This window comes from Streptomyces sp. NPDC045431 (assembly GCF_040646655.1).
Classification (GTDB): Bacteria; Actinomycetota; Actinomycetes; order Streptomycetales; family Streptomycetaceae; genus Streptomyces.
In genome coordinates this window covers 65,099-82,840 of sequence record NZ_JBEZAQ010000001.1, presented here as the reverse complement: position 1 = coordinate 82,840, position 17,742 = coordinate 65,099, and the positions used below count along the sequence as shown (strand labels likewise).

At 69.8% G+C, this 17,742-nt stretch carries 16 protein-coding genes and 2 tRNA genes; 3 read left to right on the top strand and 15 right to left on the bottom strand.

From position 1 onward, the window contains the following. Window positions 1-9: 9 nt before the first annotated feature. The 7 genes from mreD to AB0A69_RS00290 form a co-directional block, all read right to left on the bottom strand. Entirely contained in the window at window positions 10-675 is a 666-nt protein-coding gene (mreD, locus tag AB0A69_RS00320; protein WP_361413506.1) for a rod shape-determining protein MreD, read from the bottom strand. A 4-nt stretch (window positions 676-679) separates the two neighbouring features. Beyond that, the gene (gene mreC, locus AB0A69_RS00315; protein WP_361413503.1) at window positions 680-1,660 is read right to left on the bottom strand and encodes a rod shape-determining protein MreC; all 981 of its coding nucleotides are present in this window, start codon (window positions 1,658-1,660) and stop codon (window positions 680-682) included. 154 nt (window positions 1,661-1,814) lie between these two features. Beyond that, entirely contained in the window at window positions 1,815-2,834 is a 1,020-nt protein-coding gene (locus AB0A69_RS00310; RefSeq protein WP_355360994.1) for a rod shape-determining protein, read from the bottom strand. A gap of 262 nt (window positions 2,835-3,096) precedes the next feature. After that, on the bottom strand, window positions 3,097-3,510 hold the full coding sequence (ndk, locus tag AB0A69_RS00305) for a nucleoside-diphosphate kinase (protein ID WP_361413500.1): 414 nt from the start codon (window positions 3,508-3,510) through the stop codon (window positions 3,097-3,099). Between the two features lie 96 nt (window positions 3,511-3,606). Continuing rightward, on the bottom strand, window positions 3,607-3,975 hold the full coding sequence (locus AB0A69_RS00300) for a DUF4233 domain-containing protein (protein ID WP_361413497.1): 369 nt from the start codon (window positions 3,973-3,975) through the stop codon (window positions 3,607-3,609). 7 nt (window positions 3,976-3,982) lie between these two features. Beyond that, window positions 3,983-5,500: a folylpolyglutamate synthase/dihydrofolate synthase family protein gene (locus tag AB0A69_RS00295; protein ID WP_361413495.1), complete on the bottom strand. Its 1,518-nt coding sequence runs from the start codon at window positions 5,498-5,500 to the stop codon at window positions 3,983-3,985. Window positions 5,501-5,571: 71 nt separating this feature from the next. Further along, on the bottom strand, window positions 5,572-8,193 hold the full coding sequence (locus AB0A69_RS00290) for a valine--tRNA ligase (protein WP_361413492.1): 2,622 nt from the start codon (window positions 8,191-8,193) through the stop codon (window positions 5,572-5,574). Window positions 8,194-8,331: 138 nt separating this feature from the next. On the opposite strand from AB0A69_RS00290, the gene AB0A69_RS00285 reads away from it, so the two are divergent. Next, a complete protein-coding gene (locus AB0A69_RS00285) occupies window positions 8,332-9,282 on the top strand; it encodes a hypothetical protein (protein ID WP_361413489.1) in 951 nt (316 codons plus the stop codon). A 77-nt stretch (window positions 9,283-9,359) separates the two neighbouring features. On the opposite strand, the gene clpX is transcribed toward AB0A69_RS00285, so the two are convergent. From clpX to AB0A69_RS00260, 5 genes are all read right to left on the bottom strand, one after another. Next, window positions 9,360-10,643 carry an ATP-dependent Clp protease ATP-binding subunit ClpX gene (clpX, locus tag AB0A69_RS00280; RefSeq protein ID WP_355360976.1) on the bottom strand — a complete coding sequence of 428 codons (1,284 nt, stop codon included), beginning with the start codon at window positions 10,641-10,643 and terminating at the stop codon, window positions 9,360-9,362. A 136-nt stretch (window positions 10,644-10,779) separates the two neighbouring features. Further along, window positions 10,780-11,454: an ATP-dependent Clp protease proteolytic subunit gene (locus AB0A69_RS00275; RefSeq protein ID WP_361413486.1), complete on the bottom strand. Its 675-nt coding sequence runs from the start codon at window positions 11,452-11,454 to the stop codon at window positions 10,780-10,782. 67 nt (window positions 11,455-11,521) lie between these two features. Further along, complete coding sequence (locus tag AB0A69_RS00270) at window positions 11,522-12,139, bottom strand: ATP-dependent Clp protease proteolytic subunit (protein ID WP_361413483.1); 618 nt, start codon at window positions 12,137-12,139, stop codon at window positions 11,522-11,524. 289 nt (window positions 12,140-12,428) lie between these two features. Then, entirely contained in the window at window positions 12,429-13,817 is a 1,389-nt protein-coding gene (gene tig, locus AB0A69_RS00265; protein WP_361413480.1) for a trigger factor, read from the bottom strand. Between the two features lie 185 nt (window positions 13,818-14,002). Further along, window positions 14,003-14,079 (bottom strand) — tRNA-Pro (locus AB0A69_RS00260). Window positions 14,080-14,207: 128 nt separating this feature from the next. Here AB0A69_RS00260 and AB0A69_RS00255 point away from each other — a divergent pair. After that, window positions 14,208-14,278 (top strand) — tRNA-Gly (locus AB0A69_RS00255). 112 nt (window positions 14,279-14,390) lie between these two features. On the opposite strand, the gene AB0A69_RS00250 is transcribed toward AB0A69_RS00255, so the two are convergent. Continuing rightward, window positions 14,391-14,585 carry a hypothetical protein gene (locus AB0A69_RS00250; RefSeq protein WP_361413477.1) on the bottom strand — a complete coding sequence of 65 codons (195 nt, stop codon included), beginning with the start codon at window positions 14,583-14,585 and terminating at the stop codon, window positions 14,391-14,393. Between the two features lie 388 nt (window positions 14,586-14,973). Between AB0A69_RS00250 and AB0A69_RS00245 the strand changes: the two genes are divergently transcribed. Then, window positions 14,974-16,143 carry an acyltransferase family protein gene (locus AB0A69_RS00245; RefSeq protein ID WP_361413474.1) on the top strand — a complete coding sequence of 390 codons (1,170 nt, stop codon included), beginning with the start codon at window positions 14,974-14,976 and terminating at the stop codon, window positions 16,141-16,143. On the opposite strand, the gene AB0A69_RS00240 is transcribed toward AB0A69_RS00245, so the two are convergent. Both AB0A69_RS00240 and AB0A69_RS00235 read right to left on the bottom strand, forming a co-directional pair. Next, on the bottom strand, window positions 16,130-16,579 hold the full coding sequence (locus tag AB0A69_RS00240) for an HD domain-containing protein (RefSeq protein ID WP_361413471.1): 450 nt from the start codon (window positions 16,577-16,579) through the stop codon (window positions 16,130-16,132). The two genes, AB0A69_RS00245 and AB0A69_RS00240, sit on opposite strands and share 14 nt — an antisense overlap. 6 nt (window positions 16,580-16,585) lie before the next feature. Beyond that, entirely contained in the window at window positions 16,586-17,731 is a 1,146-nt protein-coding gene (locus tag AB0A69_RS00235; protein WP_361413469.1) for a PP2C family protein-serine/threonine phosphatase, read from the bottom strand. Between the last annotated feature and the right edge of the window lie 11 nt (window positions 17,732-17,742).

The window sequence follows — 17,742 nt, the reverse complement described above, 5'->3', positions numbered from 1 at the left end:
CCCCCTTGGTCAGAGTCGTTTGACGCCCTTGATGCGCCCGGCCCGGGCCGCCCTGCTGCGGGCGGCCTTGATGCGCAGCCCGCTGCGCTGGCTGCCGATCCGCAGGCCGGTGCCGGAGGCCATCCAGCCGGTGGAGACGTCCGTGCCGGCGGTGGTGGTGTCGGCGAGCGGGTCGTTCTCGGCGCGTCGGGCGAGCGCCATGATCAGCGGCACGGTGAACGGCGCGAGCAGCAGGTCGTAGACGACGGCGCTGATCAGCAGCGGGACCAGGCCGACGTGGCGGGCGGCGGTGTCCCCGACGAGGGCGCCGACGCCCGCGTACAGCAGGGTGGAGACGGCGGCGGCGGCGACCACCATGGCCATGGGGCCGGTGGCGGAGCGCAGCTGCCCGTTCTCGGGCTTGGTGAGGCCCGCGAGGTAGCCGATGACGCACAGGACCAGTGCGTAGCGGCCGGCGGCATGGTCGGCGGGCGGGGCCAGGTCGGCGAGGAGGCCCGCGCCGAAGCCGATGAGGGCGCCGCTGACGTGCCCGTACACGAAGGCGAGGGCGAGGACGACGAGCAGCAGCAGGTCGGGGACGGCGCCGGGGAGCTGGAGGCGGGCGAGGATCGAGACCTGGAGGACGAGCGCGACGACGACCAGGGTGGTGGAGAGCAGGATCCGGTTGAAGCGCATGGTCTTACTCCTCCTCCGGCCGGCCGGTGGCGGCACCGCTGGGGGCGCCGCTCGGGGCGCCGCTCGGGGCGCCGGTGCCCGTGGGGCTCGGGGTGACCGTGACGGTCACGGTCGGCTCGGGCGTGGGCCTGGGCGGCAGGACCGTGTCGCGCGGGTCGGTGCGCGGCGACTGGACGACGACGCCGACGATGTCGAGCTTGCTGAAGACGGCGTACGGGCGGACGAACACGGTGCGGGTCAGGTCGCCGCCGGACGGGTCGACGCGGACGACCTCGCCGACCGGGACTCCGGGCACGAAGGGCTTGTTGGCCTGCGAGCCGAAGGTGACGAGCCGGTCGCCGGGCTTGACCTTGGCCTTGCCGTTGAGGAGCTGCACGGACAGCGGCCGGTCGCCCTGGCCGGTGGCGAAGCCGAGCTCGTCGGTCTTCTCCATGCGGGTGCCGACGGTGAAGTCGGGGTCGTTGGCGAGGAGGACGGTCGCGGTGCTCGGCCCGACGGTGGTGACGCGGCCGACGAGCCCGTCGCCGTTGATGACGGTCATGTCGCGCTGGATGCCGTCGGTCGAGCCGGCGTCGATGGTGACGGTCCACGAGAAGCCCTGGGCGGCTCCTATGGCGATGACCTCGGCCGCCTTGATGCCGTACTGGCCGGCGCCGGCCTTCTTCAGCAGCCCGTCGAGCTCGCGCACCCGGGCGCGGTTGCGGTCGTCGCTGCCGAGTCTCGCCTTCAGCGCGGCGTTCTCGCGCTCCAGCTGCGCGATGCGGCTGTGGCGCTCCCCGGAGTCCCGTACGGCCGCGATGGCGTTGCCGATCGGGTCGACCGCGGACGCGACGCTGTTCTCGACGGGGCCGAAGACCGTCGCGGCGGCCCGCCGGGCGCCGTCGACGGGTGACTCCTCGCCGCCGCGGATGTCCACCGTGATCAGCGCGAACGCGATGGCTACCAGCAGGACCAGGAGTAGCCGGCTTTCTCGTGTGTCCCTCACGTGGGGCGGCCGTGCCCTTCCTCGTAGGAATGTGTGTGCTGTGCCGTTGGTGCCGTTGTACTACGGGGTCGACCGGATCAACGAGGAGCCGTACGGGTACGACTGCACCCGTACGGCTGACCGTCGCTCACGCGCCGACGCGCCCACGCGCCGGCTAGCGGCGGGGCTGGGCGTCCAGGACCTGCTGGAGCGCCTCGAACTCCTCGACGCACTTGCCGGAGCCGAGCGCCACCGAGTCCAGCGGGTCCTCGGCGATGTGGATCGGCATGCCGGTCTCGCGGCGCAGCCGCTCGTCCAGGCCGCGCAGCAGGGCGCCGCCGCCGGTGAGGACGATGCCGCGGTCCATGACGTCGCCGGACAGCTCGGGCGGGCACTTGTCGAGCGTCGTCTTGACGGCGTCGACGATGGCGTTGACCGGCTCCTCGATGGCCTTGCGGACCTCGGCGGCCGAGATGACCACGGTCTTGGGCAGTCCGGAGACGAGATCCCGGCCGCGGATCTCGGTGTGCTCGTCGGTCTCCAGGTCGAACGCCGAACCGATGGTGATCTTGATCTGCTCGGCGGTCCGCTCGCCGAGGAGGAGGCTGTACTCCTTCTTGACGTGCTGGATGATCGCGTTGTCCAGCTCGTCGCCGGCCACCCGGATGGACTGTGCCGTGACGATTCCGCCGAGGGAGATGACGGCGACCTCGGTGGTGCCGCCGCCGATGTCGACGACCATGTTGCCGGTGGCCTCGTGGACCGGGAGGCCGGAGCCGATGGCCGCGGCCATGGGCTCCTCGATGATGTGCACCTGGCGCGCGCCGGCCTGCGTGGACGCCTCGATGACGGCGCGGCGCTCGACCCCGGTGATCCCCGACGGCACGCAGACCACGACCCGGGGGCGGGCGAGGTAACGGCGCTTGTGGATCTTCAGGATGAAGTACCTGAGCATCCGCTCGGTGATCTCGAAGTCGGCGATGACGCCGTCCTTCAGAGGGCGGACTGCGACGATGTTGCCGGGGGTCCGGCCGATCATCTTCTTCGCTTCGGCGCCGACCGCCAGGATGCCACCGGTGTTGGTGTTGATGGCGACGACGGACGGCTCGTTGAGGACGATACCGCGACCCCTGACGTACACCAGCGTGTTGGCGGTCCCGAGGTCGACAGCCATGTCACGGCCGATGAACGACATTGAGTTCCCCTTGTTTCCCATGAGGATGCGTCGGGCCTTCCCAATTAGAGCGTTGACGGCTTCTCAGGTCGGCGAGGTGGGTGGTGTGGCGCGGAGATTCACATCGTAGTGCCGCCTGCGCGGACACGGCGCGGTGGCCCGCCTCTGTATAGGTGACGACGTGTCGGAGCGATGCGTTCCCGGTTGTGGCGTTCATATGCCGAAGGGCGACCGAATTCCTTCGGTCGCCCCAGGTCGTGAGCGCTGTATGGCTGACAGCAGGTCAGGAAATACCGGGGAAGAAAATCTTCAGTTCCCGAATGGCGGACTCCTCCGAGTCCGAGGCGTGGATCAGGTTCTCCCGGACGATGGTGCCGAAATCGCCCCGAATGGAGCCGGGCGCCGCGGCGATCGGGTCGGTGGGCCCGGCCAGCTGCCGTACGCCCTCGATGACGCGCTCACCCTCGACGACGAGCGCGACGACGGGGCCGGAGGACATGAACTCGACGAGCGGCTCGTAGAACGGGCGGCCGACATGCTCGGCGTAGTGCTGCTCCAGGATGGCTCGGTCCAGCGTGCGCAGCTCCAGCGCGGTGATGGTCCAGCCGGCCTTGCGCTCGATACGGCCGATGATCTCGCCGACCAAGCCGCGGCGGACGGCGTCCGGCTTGAGAAGGACGAGGGTGCGCTGGGTCATGGGTAACGGCTCCTTGCAGGCATACGTGTGCGGTGAGGTGAGGCTACAGGGACCGGGGCGGGCGGCGGCACCCGGTCCCGGCCTGGATCCGGGGCGTCAGGCGGACGGGGTCCCGGTCGGCGGCGTGGCCGCCTCGCTCTGGGCCGCCCACCTCGCCTTGGCCTCGTCGATCTTGCGCCCGTAGTGGATCGAGGCCCACCACAGGCCCGCGAAGACCGCCCCCAGGAAGAACATGATCGGCACCACGAAGCCGCTCGTGATCAGCGCGATCTGGAGCGCCCAGCCGAGCTGGAGCCCGCCCGGGCGGGTGATCATGCCGCACAGCAGGACGGACAGCACCATCGCGACGCCGCACACCGTCCATACGGTGCCCATCGTCAGGCTGTCGTCCTTCATCGCCACCAGACCGGCGAAACCGATCACGAAGAACTCGCCGATCAGCGTGGACGCGCAGAGCGTACGCATGGAAACCTCAGCCCTTCCCCAGCAGCAGCCGGGCCTCGCCGACCGTGATCACCGAGCCGGTCACGAGCACGCCCGCGCCCGCGAACTCGCTCTCCTCCTCGGCGAGCGTGATCGCCGTCTCCAGCGCGTCGTCCAGCCGCGGCTCGACCACCACGCGGTCGTCGCCGAAGACCTCGACGGCGATGGCGGCCAGCTCGTCGGCGTCCATCGCGCGCGGGGTGGAGTTCTGGGTGACGACGACCTCGGTGAAGATCGGCTCGAACGCCTCCAGCAGACCGCGTACGTCCTTGTCGCCGCTCGTGCCGACGACGCCGATCAGCCGGGAGAAGTTGAACGACTCGGTGATGCCGTCGGCGGTCGCCAGCGCGCCGGCCGGGTTGTGCGCCGCATCCAGCACCACGGTGGGGCTGCGCCGTACGACCTCCAGGCGGCCCGGCGACGCGACCGAGGCGAAGGCCCGCCGGATGGTGTCGATGTCGAGCGTGCGCGCGGCCTGCGCGCCGACGCCGAAGAAGGCCTCGACCGCCGCGAGCGCCACCGCCGCGTTGTGCGCCTGGTGGGCGCCGTACAGCGGCAGGAAGATCTCGTCGTACTCGCCGCCGAGCCCGCGCAGCGTCAGCAGCTGCCCGCCGACCGCGACCTCGCGGGCGACGACGCCGAACTCCATGCCCTCGCGGGCGACCGTCGCGTCGACCTCGACGGCCTTCTTCAGCATCACCTGGGCGGCGTCCACCGGCTGCTGCGCCAGGATGACGGTCGCGCCCTCCTTGATGATCCCGGACTTCTCGCCGGCGATCTCGGCGGGCGTGGAGCCGAGGCGGTCGGTGTGGTCCAGGGAGATGGGGGTGACGACGGCGACGTCACCGTCGATGACGTTCGTCGCGTCCCAGCTGCCGCCCATGCCGACCTCGACGACCGCCACGTCGACCGGCGCGTCCGCGAAGGCCGCGTACGCCATTCCGGTGAGGACCTCGAAGAAGGAGAGCCGGTAGTCCTGCTGCGCGTCGACCATCTCGACGTACGGCTTGATGTCCTGGTACGTCTCGATGAAGCGCTCGGCGCCGATCGGCGCGCCGTCCAGGCTGATGCGCTCGGTGATCGACTGCACGTGCGGCGAGGTGTAGCGCCCGGTGCGCAGGTCGAAGGCGCCGAGCAGCGCCTCGATCATCCGCGCGGTGGACGTCTTGCCGTTGGTGCCGGTGATGTGGATCGACGGGTACGTGTGCTGCGGTTCGCCGAGGACGTCCATCAGCGCCGCGATACGGGTGACCGACGGCTCCAGCTTGGTCTCGCCCCAGCGGGTGGCGAGCTCCTGCTCCACCTCCCGCAGCGCCTTGTCGACCTCGGGGTCGGCGGGCCGTGCGGGCACGAGGTCGGCTGCCTGGGGCGGTCCGGCCTGGGCGCGCAGCGTACGGCTGCCGGCCTCGATCACCGCCAGGTCGGGGTCGCGCTCGGTCTCGGCCTCGACAATCTCGTCGAAGTCGTCGAAATCGTCGCTGGACTGGCTGGGGGGCTGCTCACTCACGCGGTCCAGTCTACGGAGCGGCCCCGGAACCGAGTGGTTCCGGGGCCGCTCCGGCGCTGTCATGCCGTGGCTTACGCCTTCGGCAGGTTCGCCAGCTGGCTCTCGATGCGGGTGATGTCCTCGTCCGCCTTGGCGAGCCGGGCGCGGATCTTGTCCACCACGTGGTCGGGAGCCTTGGCGAGGAACGCCTCGTTGCCGAGCTTGGCGTTCGCCTGCGCCTTCTCCTTCTCGGCGGCGGCCAGGTCCTTCGTCAGGCGCTTGCGCTCCGCCTCGACGTCGATCGTGCCGGAGAGGTCCAGCGCGACCGTGGCGCCGGCGACCGGGAGGGTCGCGGTGGCCTGGAAGGCGTCGCCCTCGGGCTGGAGGCGCAGGAGCTGGCGGATGGCCGGCTCGTGGGCGACGAGGACGGTGCCGTCGAGGGTGAGGCGGGCGGGGACCTTCTGGGCGTCCTGCAGGCCCTGCTCCTTGCGGAACCGGCGGACCTCGGTGACGACCCGCTGGACGAGCTCGATCTCCCGCTCGGCGGCCTCGTCGCGGAAGCCGCTGTCCTTCGGCCAGTCGGCGATGACGACGGACTCGCCGCCGGTGAGCGCCGTCCACAGCGTCTCGGTGACGAACGGGACCACCGGGTGCAGCAGGCGCAGCATGACGTCGAGGACCTCACCGAGCACCCGGCCGGAGACCCGGGCGCCCTCGCCGCCGGCGAAGAAGGCGGTCTTCGACAGCTCGACGTACCAGTCGAAGACCTCGTCCCACGCGAAGTGGTAGAGGGCGTCGGACAGCTTCGAGAACTGGTAGTCGTCGTAGTACGCGTCGACCTCGGCGACCGTCTTGTTGAGCCGCGACAGGATCCAGCGGTCCGTGGCGGACATCCGGGACGGGTCGGGCAGCTCGCCCTCGATCGTCGCGCCGTTCATCAGGGCGAAGCGGGTGGCGTTCCAGATCTTGTTGGCGAACTTGCTGGACGCCTGGACCCAGTCCTCGCCGATCGGGACGTCGATGCCGGGGTTGGCGCCGCGGGCGAGCGTGAAGCGCAGCGCGTCGGAGCCGTACTTGTCCATCCAGTCCAGCGGGTTGACCGCGTTGCCGAAGGACTTCGACATCTTCTTGCCGTTCTGGTCACGGACCATGCCGTGCAGGGCGATGGTGTGGAACGGCGGCGTGCCGTCCATCGCGTAGAGGCCGAACATCATCATCCGGGCGACCCAGAAGAAGAGGATGTCGTAGCCGGTGACGAGGACGGAGTTCGGGTAGAACTTCGCGAGGCTATCGGTCTGCTCGGGCCAGCCGAGCGTGGAGAACGGCCACAGGCCGGACGAGAACCAGGTGTCGAGGACGTCGGTGTCCTGGTGCCAGCCATCGCCGGCCGGGGGCTGCTCGTCGGGGCCGACGCAGACGACCTCGCCGTTGGGGCCGTACCAGACGGGGATGCGGTGGCCCCACCACAGCTGGCGGGAGATGCACCAGTCGTGGAGGTTGTCGACCCAGTCGAAGTACCGCTTCTCCATCTCCTGCGGGTGGATCTTGACCCGGCCGTCGCGGACCGCGTCGCCGGCGGCCTTGGCGAGCGGACCGACCTTGACCCACCACTGCATGGACAGGCGCGGCTCGATGGTGGTCTTGCAGCGCGAGCAGTGGCCGACGGAGTGGACGTACGGGCGCTTCTCGGCGACGATCCGGCCCTCGGCGCGCAGGGCGGCGACGATGGCGGAGCGGGCCTCCATGCGGTCCAGGCCCTGGAAGGGGCCGTGGGCGGTGATGACGGCGCGCTCGTCCATGACGGCGAGGTTCGGCAGGTGGTGGCGCTGGCCGATCTCGAAGTCGTTCGGGTCGTGCGCCGGGGTCACCTTGACGGCGCCGGTGCCGAACTCGGGGTCGACGTGCTCGTCGGCGACGACGGGGATGCGGCGGCCGGTCAGCGGCAGCTCGATCTCGCGGCCGACGAGGTGCTTGTAGCGCTCGTCGTCGGGGTGGACGGCGACGGCGGTGTCGCCGAGCATCGTCTCGGCGCGGGTGGTGGCGACGACGATGGCGTCCTCACCCTCGCCGTACCGGATGGAGACGAGCTCGCCGTCGTCGTCCTGGTACTCCACCTCGATGTCGGAGATGGCGGTGAGGCAGCGCGGGCACCAGTTGATGATGCGCTCGGCGCGGTAGATGAGCTCGTCGTCGTAGAGCTTCTTGAAGATGGTCTGGACGGCCTGGGAGAGGCCCTCGTCCATGGTGAAGCGCTCGCGGGACCAGGCGACGCCGTCGCCGAGGCGGCGCATCTGGCCGGAGATCTGGCCGCCGGACTCGGCCTTCCACTGCCAGACGCGCTCGACGAAGGCCTCGCGGCCCAGGTCGTGGCGGGACTTGCCCTCCTTGGCGAGCTCGCGCTCGACGACGTTCTGCGTGGCGATGCCGGCGTGGTCCATGCCGGGCTGCCACAGCGTCTCGTAGCCCTGCATCCGCTTGCGGCGGGTGAGGGCGTCGATCAGCGTGTGCTCGAAGGCGTGGCCCAGGTGGAGGCTGCCGGTGACGTTCGGCGGGGGGATGACGATGGTGTACGGCGGCTTGTCGCTGTGCTCGTCGGCCTCGAAGTAACCGCGCTCCACCCAGCGCTCGTACAGCGGCCCCTCTACCTCGGCCGGCGCGTAGGTGGTCGGCAGTTCGGGGACGGATGCTGGCTGCTGCTGAGTGTTCTCGGTCACGGGCCACAGTTTAGAGGTGTCACAGGCCCGTACTGAAACGGGAATCTTCCGTAACGGTGTGGGCCCCCGCCGTGCCACGGGGAACCCCTTTCGGCCAGGATGTGAGGAACGCATAAGCATTCGGAGGGGAACCCTTTAATGAGTTACAACCAGCCGGGCCCGTACGGCGGACAGCCCCAGCAGCCGGGACCGTACGGTCAGCCGGGCCCTTACGGCCAGCCCCCGCAGCAGCCGCAGGCGCCCCAGCCCGGCTACGGCTACCCCCAGCAGGCCCCGCCGCCGCAGCCTCAGGGCTACGGCTACCCGCAGCAGCCGCCGGCCCCGTACGGCCAGCCCCCGCAGCAGCCCTACGGCGCGGGCCCGGGTGCCTACCCGCCGCCCCCGCCGCCGGTTTCGGGCGGCGGCGGCAAGAAGACGGGCATCATCCTCGGCTCGGTCGCCGTGGTCGTGGCGCTGGGTGTGGGCGCGTACTTCGTGTTCGGCGCGGGTGGTGGCAGTGGCGCGGTCGGGGACGACACCAAGGGGTACAAGCTGACCCCGCCGGCCTCCATCGGCGAGTACCAGAAGAAGAAGGACAACCCGGAGTCCATGAACGCCAAGGAGCAGAAGGAGGCCGAGACGCTCCTCGGCATCAAGAACTCCCAGCAGGCGGGCGCCGAGTACAAGTCGGGTTCGGACGAACCGCTCAAGGGCAAGTCCATGAGCCTGACCGGCCTGTGGGGCGAGGTCGCCGACCCGGAGAAGGCGGTCGACGGCTACTTCCAGATGATCCAGAAGAAGTCGAAGGAGGAGCCGGACGCGGACATCACCCTCGAAGTGGTCGGCAGCCCCACCGCCGTGGAGCCGGCCGGTTTCGAGGGCGCGCTGATGAAGTGCCAGCTGCTCAAGTCCGTCCCGAAGGGGGACGCGAGCGGCATGGGCCCGAAGAGCTTCGAGGTGCCGCTCTGCGTCTGGGCCGACTACAGCACCCTCGGTGCCGTGAACGTCGTGGACCTGGCCCAGATGGTCGCCACCGGCAAGGGTCTGCCGCAGGAGCAGGTCGCGGAGATGGCCGCGAAGGCGTACAACGCTTCGCGCACCAAGGTCTGACGCAAGCGGAAGGGGCCCGCACGGTTCGGTGAACCGTGCGGGCCCCTTCGCTGTGCCGCTGCGTTACGCCTTACGCCTTACGCCGACTTCTCGTGGCGCCCCTGGTCCTTGACGACCCGCGGGACCAGCGTCGGGTTGACGTTGTTGTGGACGACGTCCGCCGTGATGACGACACGGGCCACGTCCTTGCGGGACGGGACCTCGTACATCACGGACATCAGGACCTCTTCCATGATGGCGCGCAGACCGCGGGCGCCCGTGCCGCGGAGGATCGCCTGGTCGGCGATGGCCTCCAGGGCGGGGCGGTCGAAGTCCAGCTCCACGCCGTCGAGTTCGAAGAGGCGCTGGTACTGCTTGACCAGCGCGTTGCGCGGCTCGACGAGGATCTTCAGCAGGGCCTCGCGGTCGAGGTTGTGGACCGAGGTGATGACGGGGAGGCGGCCGATGAACTCGGGGATCATGCCGAACTTGACCAGATCCTCCGGCATGACCTCCTGGAACTGGTCGCTGGCCTCGATCTCGCGCTTGGAGCGGATCGTCGCGCCGAAGCCGATGCCCTTGGCGCCCGCCCGCGACTCGATGATCTTCTCCAGACCGGCGAAGGCACCGCCCACGATGAACAGGACGTTCGTCGTGTCGATCTGGATGAACTCCTGGTGCGGGTGCTTGCGGCCGCCCTGCGGCGGCACGGAGGCCGTGGTGCCTTCCAGGATCTTGAGGAGGGCCTGCTGCACGCCCTCGCCGGAGACATCGCGCGTGATGGACGGGTTTTCGCTCTTACGGGCGACCTTGTCGATCTCGTCGATGTAGATGATGCCCGTCTCGGCCTTCTTGACGTCGTAGTCGGCGGCCTGGATGAGCTTCAGCAGGATGTTCTCGACGTCCTCGCCCACGTACCCGGCCTCCGTGAGCGCCGTCGCGTCGGCGATGGCGAACGGGACGTTGAGCATCCGGGCGAGCGTCTGGGCCAGGAGGGTCTTGCCGGAGCCCGTGGGGCCCAGCAACAGGATGTTGGACTTGGCGAGTTCGATCGCGTCGTCCCGGCCCTGCGCGCCGCCGTTCTCGCCGGCCTGGACGCGCTTGTAGTGGTTGTACACCGCGACGGAGAGGGCCTTCTTCGCGGGCTCCTGCCCGACGACGTACCCCTCCAGGAACTCGTAGATCTCGCGCGGCTTGGGGAGTTCCTCCCACCGCACCTCGGAGGTCTCTGCGAGCTCCTCCTCGATGATCTCGTTGCAGAGGTCGATGCACTCGTCGCAGATGTACACACCGGGGCCTGCGATGAGCTTCTTCACCTGCTTCTGGCTCTTTCCGCAGAACGAGCACTTGAGCAGGTCGCCGCCATCACCGATGCGTGCCACGAGGTGCTTCCCCTTCGCCTGGGAGCGGCTTGGTTCAGCCTGCTCCTGGTGCCTCATATCCGACGGTACCTTGCCGGGCCCCCCGTACGGGCCCCCCTTGGCACGGTTCACACCGCGCCAAGGGGAGGTTGGTCCGTCAGGCAGCCGCCGCGGCGGTGCTCTTACGGGTCGAGACGATCTGGTCGACGAGGCCGTACGCGAGGGCGTCCTCGGCGGTGAGGATCTTGTCGCGCTCGATGTCGTCGCGGATCTTCTCGATCGGCTGGGTGGAGTGCTTCGCCAGCATCTCCTCCAGCTGCGTACGCATGCGCAGGATCTCGTTGGCCGCGATCTCCAGGTCGGAGAGCTGCTCACGGCCGGTGCCGCCGGACGGCTGGTGGATCAGCACGCGGGCGTTCGGCAGGGCCATCCGCTTACCGGGCGTACCGGCGGCGAGGAGCACGGCCGCGGCGGAGGCCGCCTGGCCCATGCACACCGTCTGGATGTCCGGCTTCACGAACTGCATCGTGTCGTAGATCGCCGTCAGCGCGGTGAAGGAGCCACCGGGGCTGTTGATGTAGATGGAGATGTCGCGGTCCGGGTCCATCGACTCCAGGCACAGCAGCTGCGCCATGACGTCGTTGGCGGAGGCGTCGTCGATCTGCACGCCGAGGAAGATCACGCGCTCCTCGAAGAGCTTCGCGTACGGGTCGTACTCGCGCACGCCCTGGGACGTGCGCTCGACGAAGCGGGGGACGACGTACCGGCTGTCCACCTGGGGGCCGGTGTAGAGGCCGCTCGCTGAGAAGTTGCTCATGTGGGTGTTCACCATCCTGGTGGCGTTCGGCGGGCTGTGAGGCGGGAGGCTTGGGGCGGTACGGCGCGGCTGCTGGGGCAGCTCAGGCGCCGGTGCCGCCACCACCCGGAACGCCCGCGGCGGCGGACATGATGTCGTCGATCAGGCCGTACTCCTTGGCCTCCGTCGCGGTGAACCAGCGGTCGCGGTCGCCGTCGCGGATGATCGTCTCCACGGTCTGGCCGGAGTGGTGCGCGGTGATCTCGGCCATGCGCCTCTTCGTACGGAGGAGGTACTCGGCCTGGATCTTGATGTCCGAGGCGGTGCCACCGATGCCGGCGGAACCCTGGTGCATCAGGATGTCGGTGTTGGGCAGCGCGAAGCGCTTGCCGGCGGTGCCGCCGGTGAGGAGGAACTGGCCCATGGAGGCCGCCATGCCCATACCGATGGTGACGACGTCGTTCGGGATGTACTGCATGGTGTCGTAGATCGCCATGCCGGCCGTCACCGAGCCACCCGGGCTGTTGATGTACAGGTAGATGTCCTTGTCCGGGTCGGCGGCAAGGAGCAGCATCTGCGAGGTGATCTTGTTGGCGATGTCGTCGTCCACCGCCTGACCGAGGAAGATGATCCGCTCACCGAGCAGCCGGTTGTAGACATGGTCGCCGAGGCCGCCACCGATGGACGGCTCACCCGCGGCGTGAGGCTTCAGATTCGTCACGTATCCACCTGCTCGTCTCTGACGGCTCCGGCGGCCGTCTCAGCGTCTTCGTACTTTGGCGGGTATCCCCCTGCCCTCGTACTCATGGACCCTAACGCGCAGGTGGGACAACACCATCCCGCTTCCCGGACTGTTCGCTGGGAGCGCAAGGTCCGGGGGCTGCCCGGGGGTCCATAGTGCGTACGTCCGTACGCCTGTACGTCCGTACGGCGACGGGCCCGGCCGCACGCGGGGTGCGGGCCGGGCCCGTCGGACGTTCCACCGGACCGGAGAGCGGTCAGGGTGAGGCTCAGGCCTCGGACTTGCCCTCGGCCTCGTCCTCGGACGCCTCGGCGGCGGCCTCGGTGCCCTCCTCGGCCTCGTCCTCGTCGTCCCCGAGGTCGACCGACTCACCGTTGGTGTCGACGACCTTGGCGGCCTCGACGACGGCCGCGAGGGCCTTGCCGCGGGCGACCTCACCGACCAGCATCGGGACCTGGCCGCCCTCGACGACGGCCTTGGCGAACTGGTCGGGGCTCATGCCGGAGGAGGCGGCACGGCGCATCAGGTGCTCGGTCAGCTCGTCCTGGTTGACGTTGAGCTTCTCGCGGGAGACCAGCTCGTCGAGGATGAACTGGGTCTTGATGCCCTTGATCGCCTGCTCGCGCGTCTCCGCGTCGAACTCCTCGGCGGTCTTGCCCTGGAGCTCCAGGTACTTGTCGAGGGTCAGGCCCATCTGGCCGAGCTGGTGGTGCTCGAGGTTGTGCTTGCGGGTGTTGACCTCGTCCTCGAGGAGCTTCTCGGGGAGCGGGACCTCGACCAGCTTCAGCAGCTCGTCGAGGACGCGCTCCTGGGCCTGGGTGGCCTGGTCGTACTGCTTCATGTTCTCGAGGCGCTTGCGGCTGTCGGCCTTCAGCTCCTCGAGGGTGTCGAACTCGGACGCCATCTGGGCGAAGTCGTCGTCGAGCTCGGGGAGCTCACGGGCGGCGACCTGGGTGACCTTGACGGTGACCTCGGCCTCCTTGCCCTCGGCGGAGCCGCCCTTCAGCGTGGAGGTGAAGGTGGCCTCGCCGCCGGCCTCCAGGCCGGTGACGGCCTCGTCGATGCCCTCGAGGAGCTCGCCGGAGCCGATGGTGTACTGCACGCCGCTCGCGACGCCGTCCGGGAGGACCTCGCCGTCGACCTTGGCCTCGAGGTCGATCGTCACGACGTCGCCCTCGGCGGCGGCGCGCTCGACCGGGGAGGTGGAGGCGAAGCGCTCGCGCAGCTGCTCCACGGACTTCTCGACGTCCTCGTCGCTGACCTCGACGGCGTCGACGGTGACCTCGATGCCGGAGTAGTCCGGGATCTCGATCGCCGGACGGATGTCGACCTCGGCGGTGAAGGCCAGCAGCTCGCCGTCCTTCAGCTCGGTGATGTCCACGTCGGGCTGGCCCAGCGGGTTGACGTCGGCCTCGTTGATGGCCTCCGTGTAGAACTTCGGGAGGGCGTCGTTGACGGCCTCCTCCAGCACCGCACCGCGGCCGAACCGCTGGTCGATCACCCGGGCAGGGATCTTGCCCTTGCGGAAGCCCTTGACCGTGACCTGCTGGTTGATCTTCTTGTACGCCGCGTCGAGGCTGGCCTTGAGCTCCTCGAAGGGCACCTCGACAGTGAGCCGAACCCGAGTCGGGTTCAGGGTCTCCACGGCGCTCTTCACGGTTCGGTCTCCTTGGTGACTGATTCTTGGTTTCTGCCGGGGCGCTTGGTCGGGCGGCCCGGCTGATCGGCCCGGTCACAGAGACACACGGGCACGCAGCTTGCATAGTAACCGCAAGCGGGATGGGGCCCACAATGTGATCTTGGTTGCGCGGCACGCCCGGCGGCGGGAGCGCGGAAGGGGAATGGTCGGGGTGGCGGGATTTGAACCCACGGCCTTCCGCTCCCAAAGCGGACGCGCTACCAAGCTGCGCCACACCCCGTCGGTGCGACACGTAGGGTACATGGCCGCGGGCGGTGCGTCGGCATGTTTGGGGGCGTGCGGCGACGGGCCCGGACCCGCTACGATGCTCTTCGTGCCGCGGCCCACGTGACCTGCGGTGCGCCGCTTGCGGGCGTAGCTCAATGGTAGAGCCCTAGTCTTCCAAACTAGCTACGCGGGTTCGATTCCCGTCGCCCGCTCTCACCGGCTCAGGGCCAGGTCGGAGGTTCATCCTCCGGCCTGGCCCTGACGCGTTTCACCGCACCTCGCTTCCGCGTCCGGCGCGCGCACCCTCGGCGCACGGCCGAGCCGTCAGAAGCGGATCTGGTTGATGGAGGACGCTATCGAGTCCAGGAACCTCTGGATCGACGGCGCCATCCCGGTGGAGGCGAGGAAGAAGCCGAAGAGCGCGGCGACGATCGCGGGCCCGGCTTTGATCGAGCCGCTGCGGATCATCACCACGAGGATGATCGCCAACAGCAGTACCACGGACAGTGAGATGGCCACACTGATCACACCCTCGGTCGGTCGGTCTCCGCTTGCCGGCCGGGGGCGGGCAGCCCGGCGCACCCCCGTTCGGCTCATCGTGCACCAACCTTGCCCGGATCCCGCCCCCCTGACGCATCGTCGACGGACCGAACCACCCGGCCACCGCGCGTTCCGAAAAAATTACTGCTCATTCGAGGTGATGGTTCCGCCCCGCACACAGGGTGGTCACAAGAAATTCGCAGCGTGTCCGAGTGGTAATTCTTCGTCGAAAATCACGTAACGATATGCCCCATTTAAGAGGGATTACTTGGGGCATATCGCACGGTTGGCGGTCGTGTCAGCCGCGAATAGGCGCGCCTTCCCAAGCGTTTTACGAATACGCCGGAGCGCTACTAAGGTGCCTGGGATGTTCCACGCTCCGCAGGGAAATCAAAGGGCCCCGCTCCCGCCGGCCCGAGAGGCACCGCAAGCACGGGAGGAACCGGAGGCACCGGAGGCACGCACCGTCGACAGACCCGTGAGGACGGGTGAGACGGGTGCCGGGACGGGTGCGCAGAGCGCCGGGCGCGACCCCTGGTTCGACAACGCCAAGTACCTGGCGATCGTGCTCGTGGCCGTGGCGCACGCGTGGGAGCCCGTCATGGAGGGCAGCCGGGCGACCCGGGCCCTCTACATGCTCGTGTACACCTTCCACATGCCGGCCTTCATCCTCATCTCCGGCTACTTCTCCCGCACCTTCACCGCCAAGCCGCACCAGATGCGGCGGCTGGTCACCGGCATCGCCGTGCCGTACCTCGTGTTCGAGACGGCGTACACGCTCTTCAGGCGCTGGGCCGGCGACCCCGCGCAGGTCTTCAGCCTGACCGACCCCTTCTACCTGACCTGGTTCCTGATCGCGCTGTTCGTGTGGCGGCTGACCGCGCCCCTGTGGCGCACCCTGCGCCATCCGCTGACGGTCGCGCTGGTGATCGCCTGCCTCGCCTCGCTCACGCCGGACATCAGCGACGACCTGGACCTCCAGCGGATCCTGCAGTTCCTGCCGTTCTTCGTCCTGGGCGTGACCCTGAAGCCCGAGCACTTCGCGCTGGTACGGAGCCGGCCGGTGCGGCTGGCGGCGCTCCCGCTGGCCGCGGGGGCGCTGGTGTTCGCGTACTGGGTGGCACCGCGGGTGCGGATGGGCTGGTTCTACCGCTCCACCAGCGCCCCGGAGCTGGGGTACGCCTGGTGGACGGGGCCCCTGATGACGCTGGGCCTGTTCGCCTGTGCGCTGCTGCTGACGGTGGCGTTCCTGGCGTGGGTGCCGGGCCGGCGGACCTGGTTCACCGTGCTGGGCGCGGGCACCATCTGCGGCTACCTGCTGCACGGCTTCCTGACGAAGTCCCTCGACTACTTCGCGGTCGTCCCCGCGCACCCCTGGCTCACCGAGCCGGCCGGCCTGGTCGCCACGACCCTGGCCGCCGCGGCGGCCGTGACGCTGCTGTGTACGCCGCCGGTGCGGCGCGTCCTGCGGTGCGTGACGGAGCCGGAGATGCAGTGGGCCTTCCGCAAGGAGCCCGACAGGCTCAGGAAGGGCTGAGCCCCAGCAGCGCGCGCATCGTCGCGTACTTCGCGGTCAACCGGGCCCGGGTCGCCTCGTCCAGTACGGCGAGGCGGTCCGGGTCCGCGTTGTGTGCGAGGTCGGCCTCCTTGACGAGGCGGGCGCCCGGCACGGCGAGGACGCGGGCGGCGTACGCGGCGGGGTCCTCGCCGGGCCGCTTGGTGAGGGCCAGGACGATGTCCTTGACCTCCTGCGGCAGCGCGGCGGCCGCGAGCCACTCCTCGGACAGCCGGTCGTCCTCCACCACGTCGTGCAGCCACGCGGCCGCCGTCTGGGCGTCGCCGCCGCCTCGCGCGCGTACCCCTTCGGCCACCGCCCGGAGGTGCTCGGCGTAGGGGCGGCCCGCCTTGTCGGTCTGGCCGGCGTGGGCCTCGCGGGCGAGCGCCTCGACCTCTTCCAACGTCAGGTACGTCATCGCCGCCTACGCCTCCCGGGTGATCAGCAGCAGCGCCCGGTCGTCGTTGACGTCCTTCGCGCACGCCTCGATGAGGTGCCAGGCCGCGCCCTCGAAGCCCGAGGAGACGTAGCGGTCCGCCTCGCCCGTCAGGCGGTCGATGCCCTCGGCGATGTCCCGGTCCGCCGCCTCGACCAGGCCGTCGGTGAAGAGCATGAGCACGTCGCCGGGGCGCAGGGAGCCCTTGACCGGGTGGAACTCGGCACCGTCGTACACGCCCAGCAGCGGGCCCTCGCCGGTCTTCTCCTCCCAGCGGCCGCTGCCCGCGTGCAGCTGGAGCGCCGGCAGGTGCCCCGCCGACAGCAGTTCGTAGTCGCCGGAGTCCAGGTCCAGTACGAGGTGGATGGAGGTGGCGAAGCCCTCCTGCCAGTCCTGGCGCAGCAGGTAGCCGTTGGCGGCCGGGAGGAAGCCGTGCGGCGGCAGCGAGCCGAGCAGGCCGCCGAAGGCGCCCGACAGCAGCAGGGCGCGCGACCCCGCGTCCATGCCCTTGCCGGACACGTCGGTGAGGACGACCTCCAGGGTGCGGCCGCCGTGGGTGCGGGCCGCGACGACGAAGTCTCCGGAGAAGGACTGGCCGCCGGCCGGGCGCAGCGCCATCTCGTGGTGCCAGCCCTTGGGCAGCTCCGGCAGGGCGCTCTGGACCCGGATGCGTTCGCGCAGGTCGAACAGCATGGTGCCGCCGCGCCGCCAGGGCACGCCGACGCGGGCGCGGAACTGCGCCAGCAGCAGCCCGAACAGGCCGCACGCGGCCACCACGAGCACCGTGCCGGGGGTGACGCGCGCCGCGCCCTCCGTGTACGGGCCGAGGGCCAGTGACTCGACGATCAGCGCCGCGGCGGCCGCCGCGTACAGGCCCAGCAGGCTCGCGGGGCGCAGCAGCAGGCCGCCGGCGACGATCGGCAGGACGAGCGCCGCCGGTGCGGCCCACACGGGGTTGGCGATGGTGAAGAGCGTGATGGCCGGGACGGTGAGCAGCAGGCCCGCGAAGGCGATCCAGTCGGAGCCGTCGCCGCGGAAGTAGTCCACGGCGGATTTGCGCAGGGCGATGCGGGCCCGGCGCGTCGACTTCCGCATCCGGGCCAGGTACGCGTCCACTCGTGCGCTACGGGCCATTGGCCTGGACC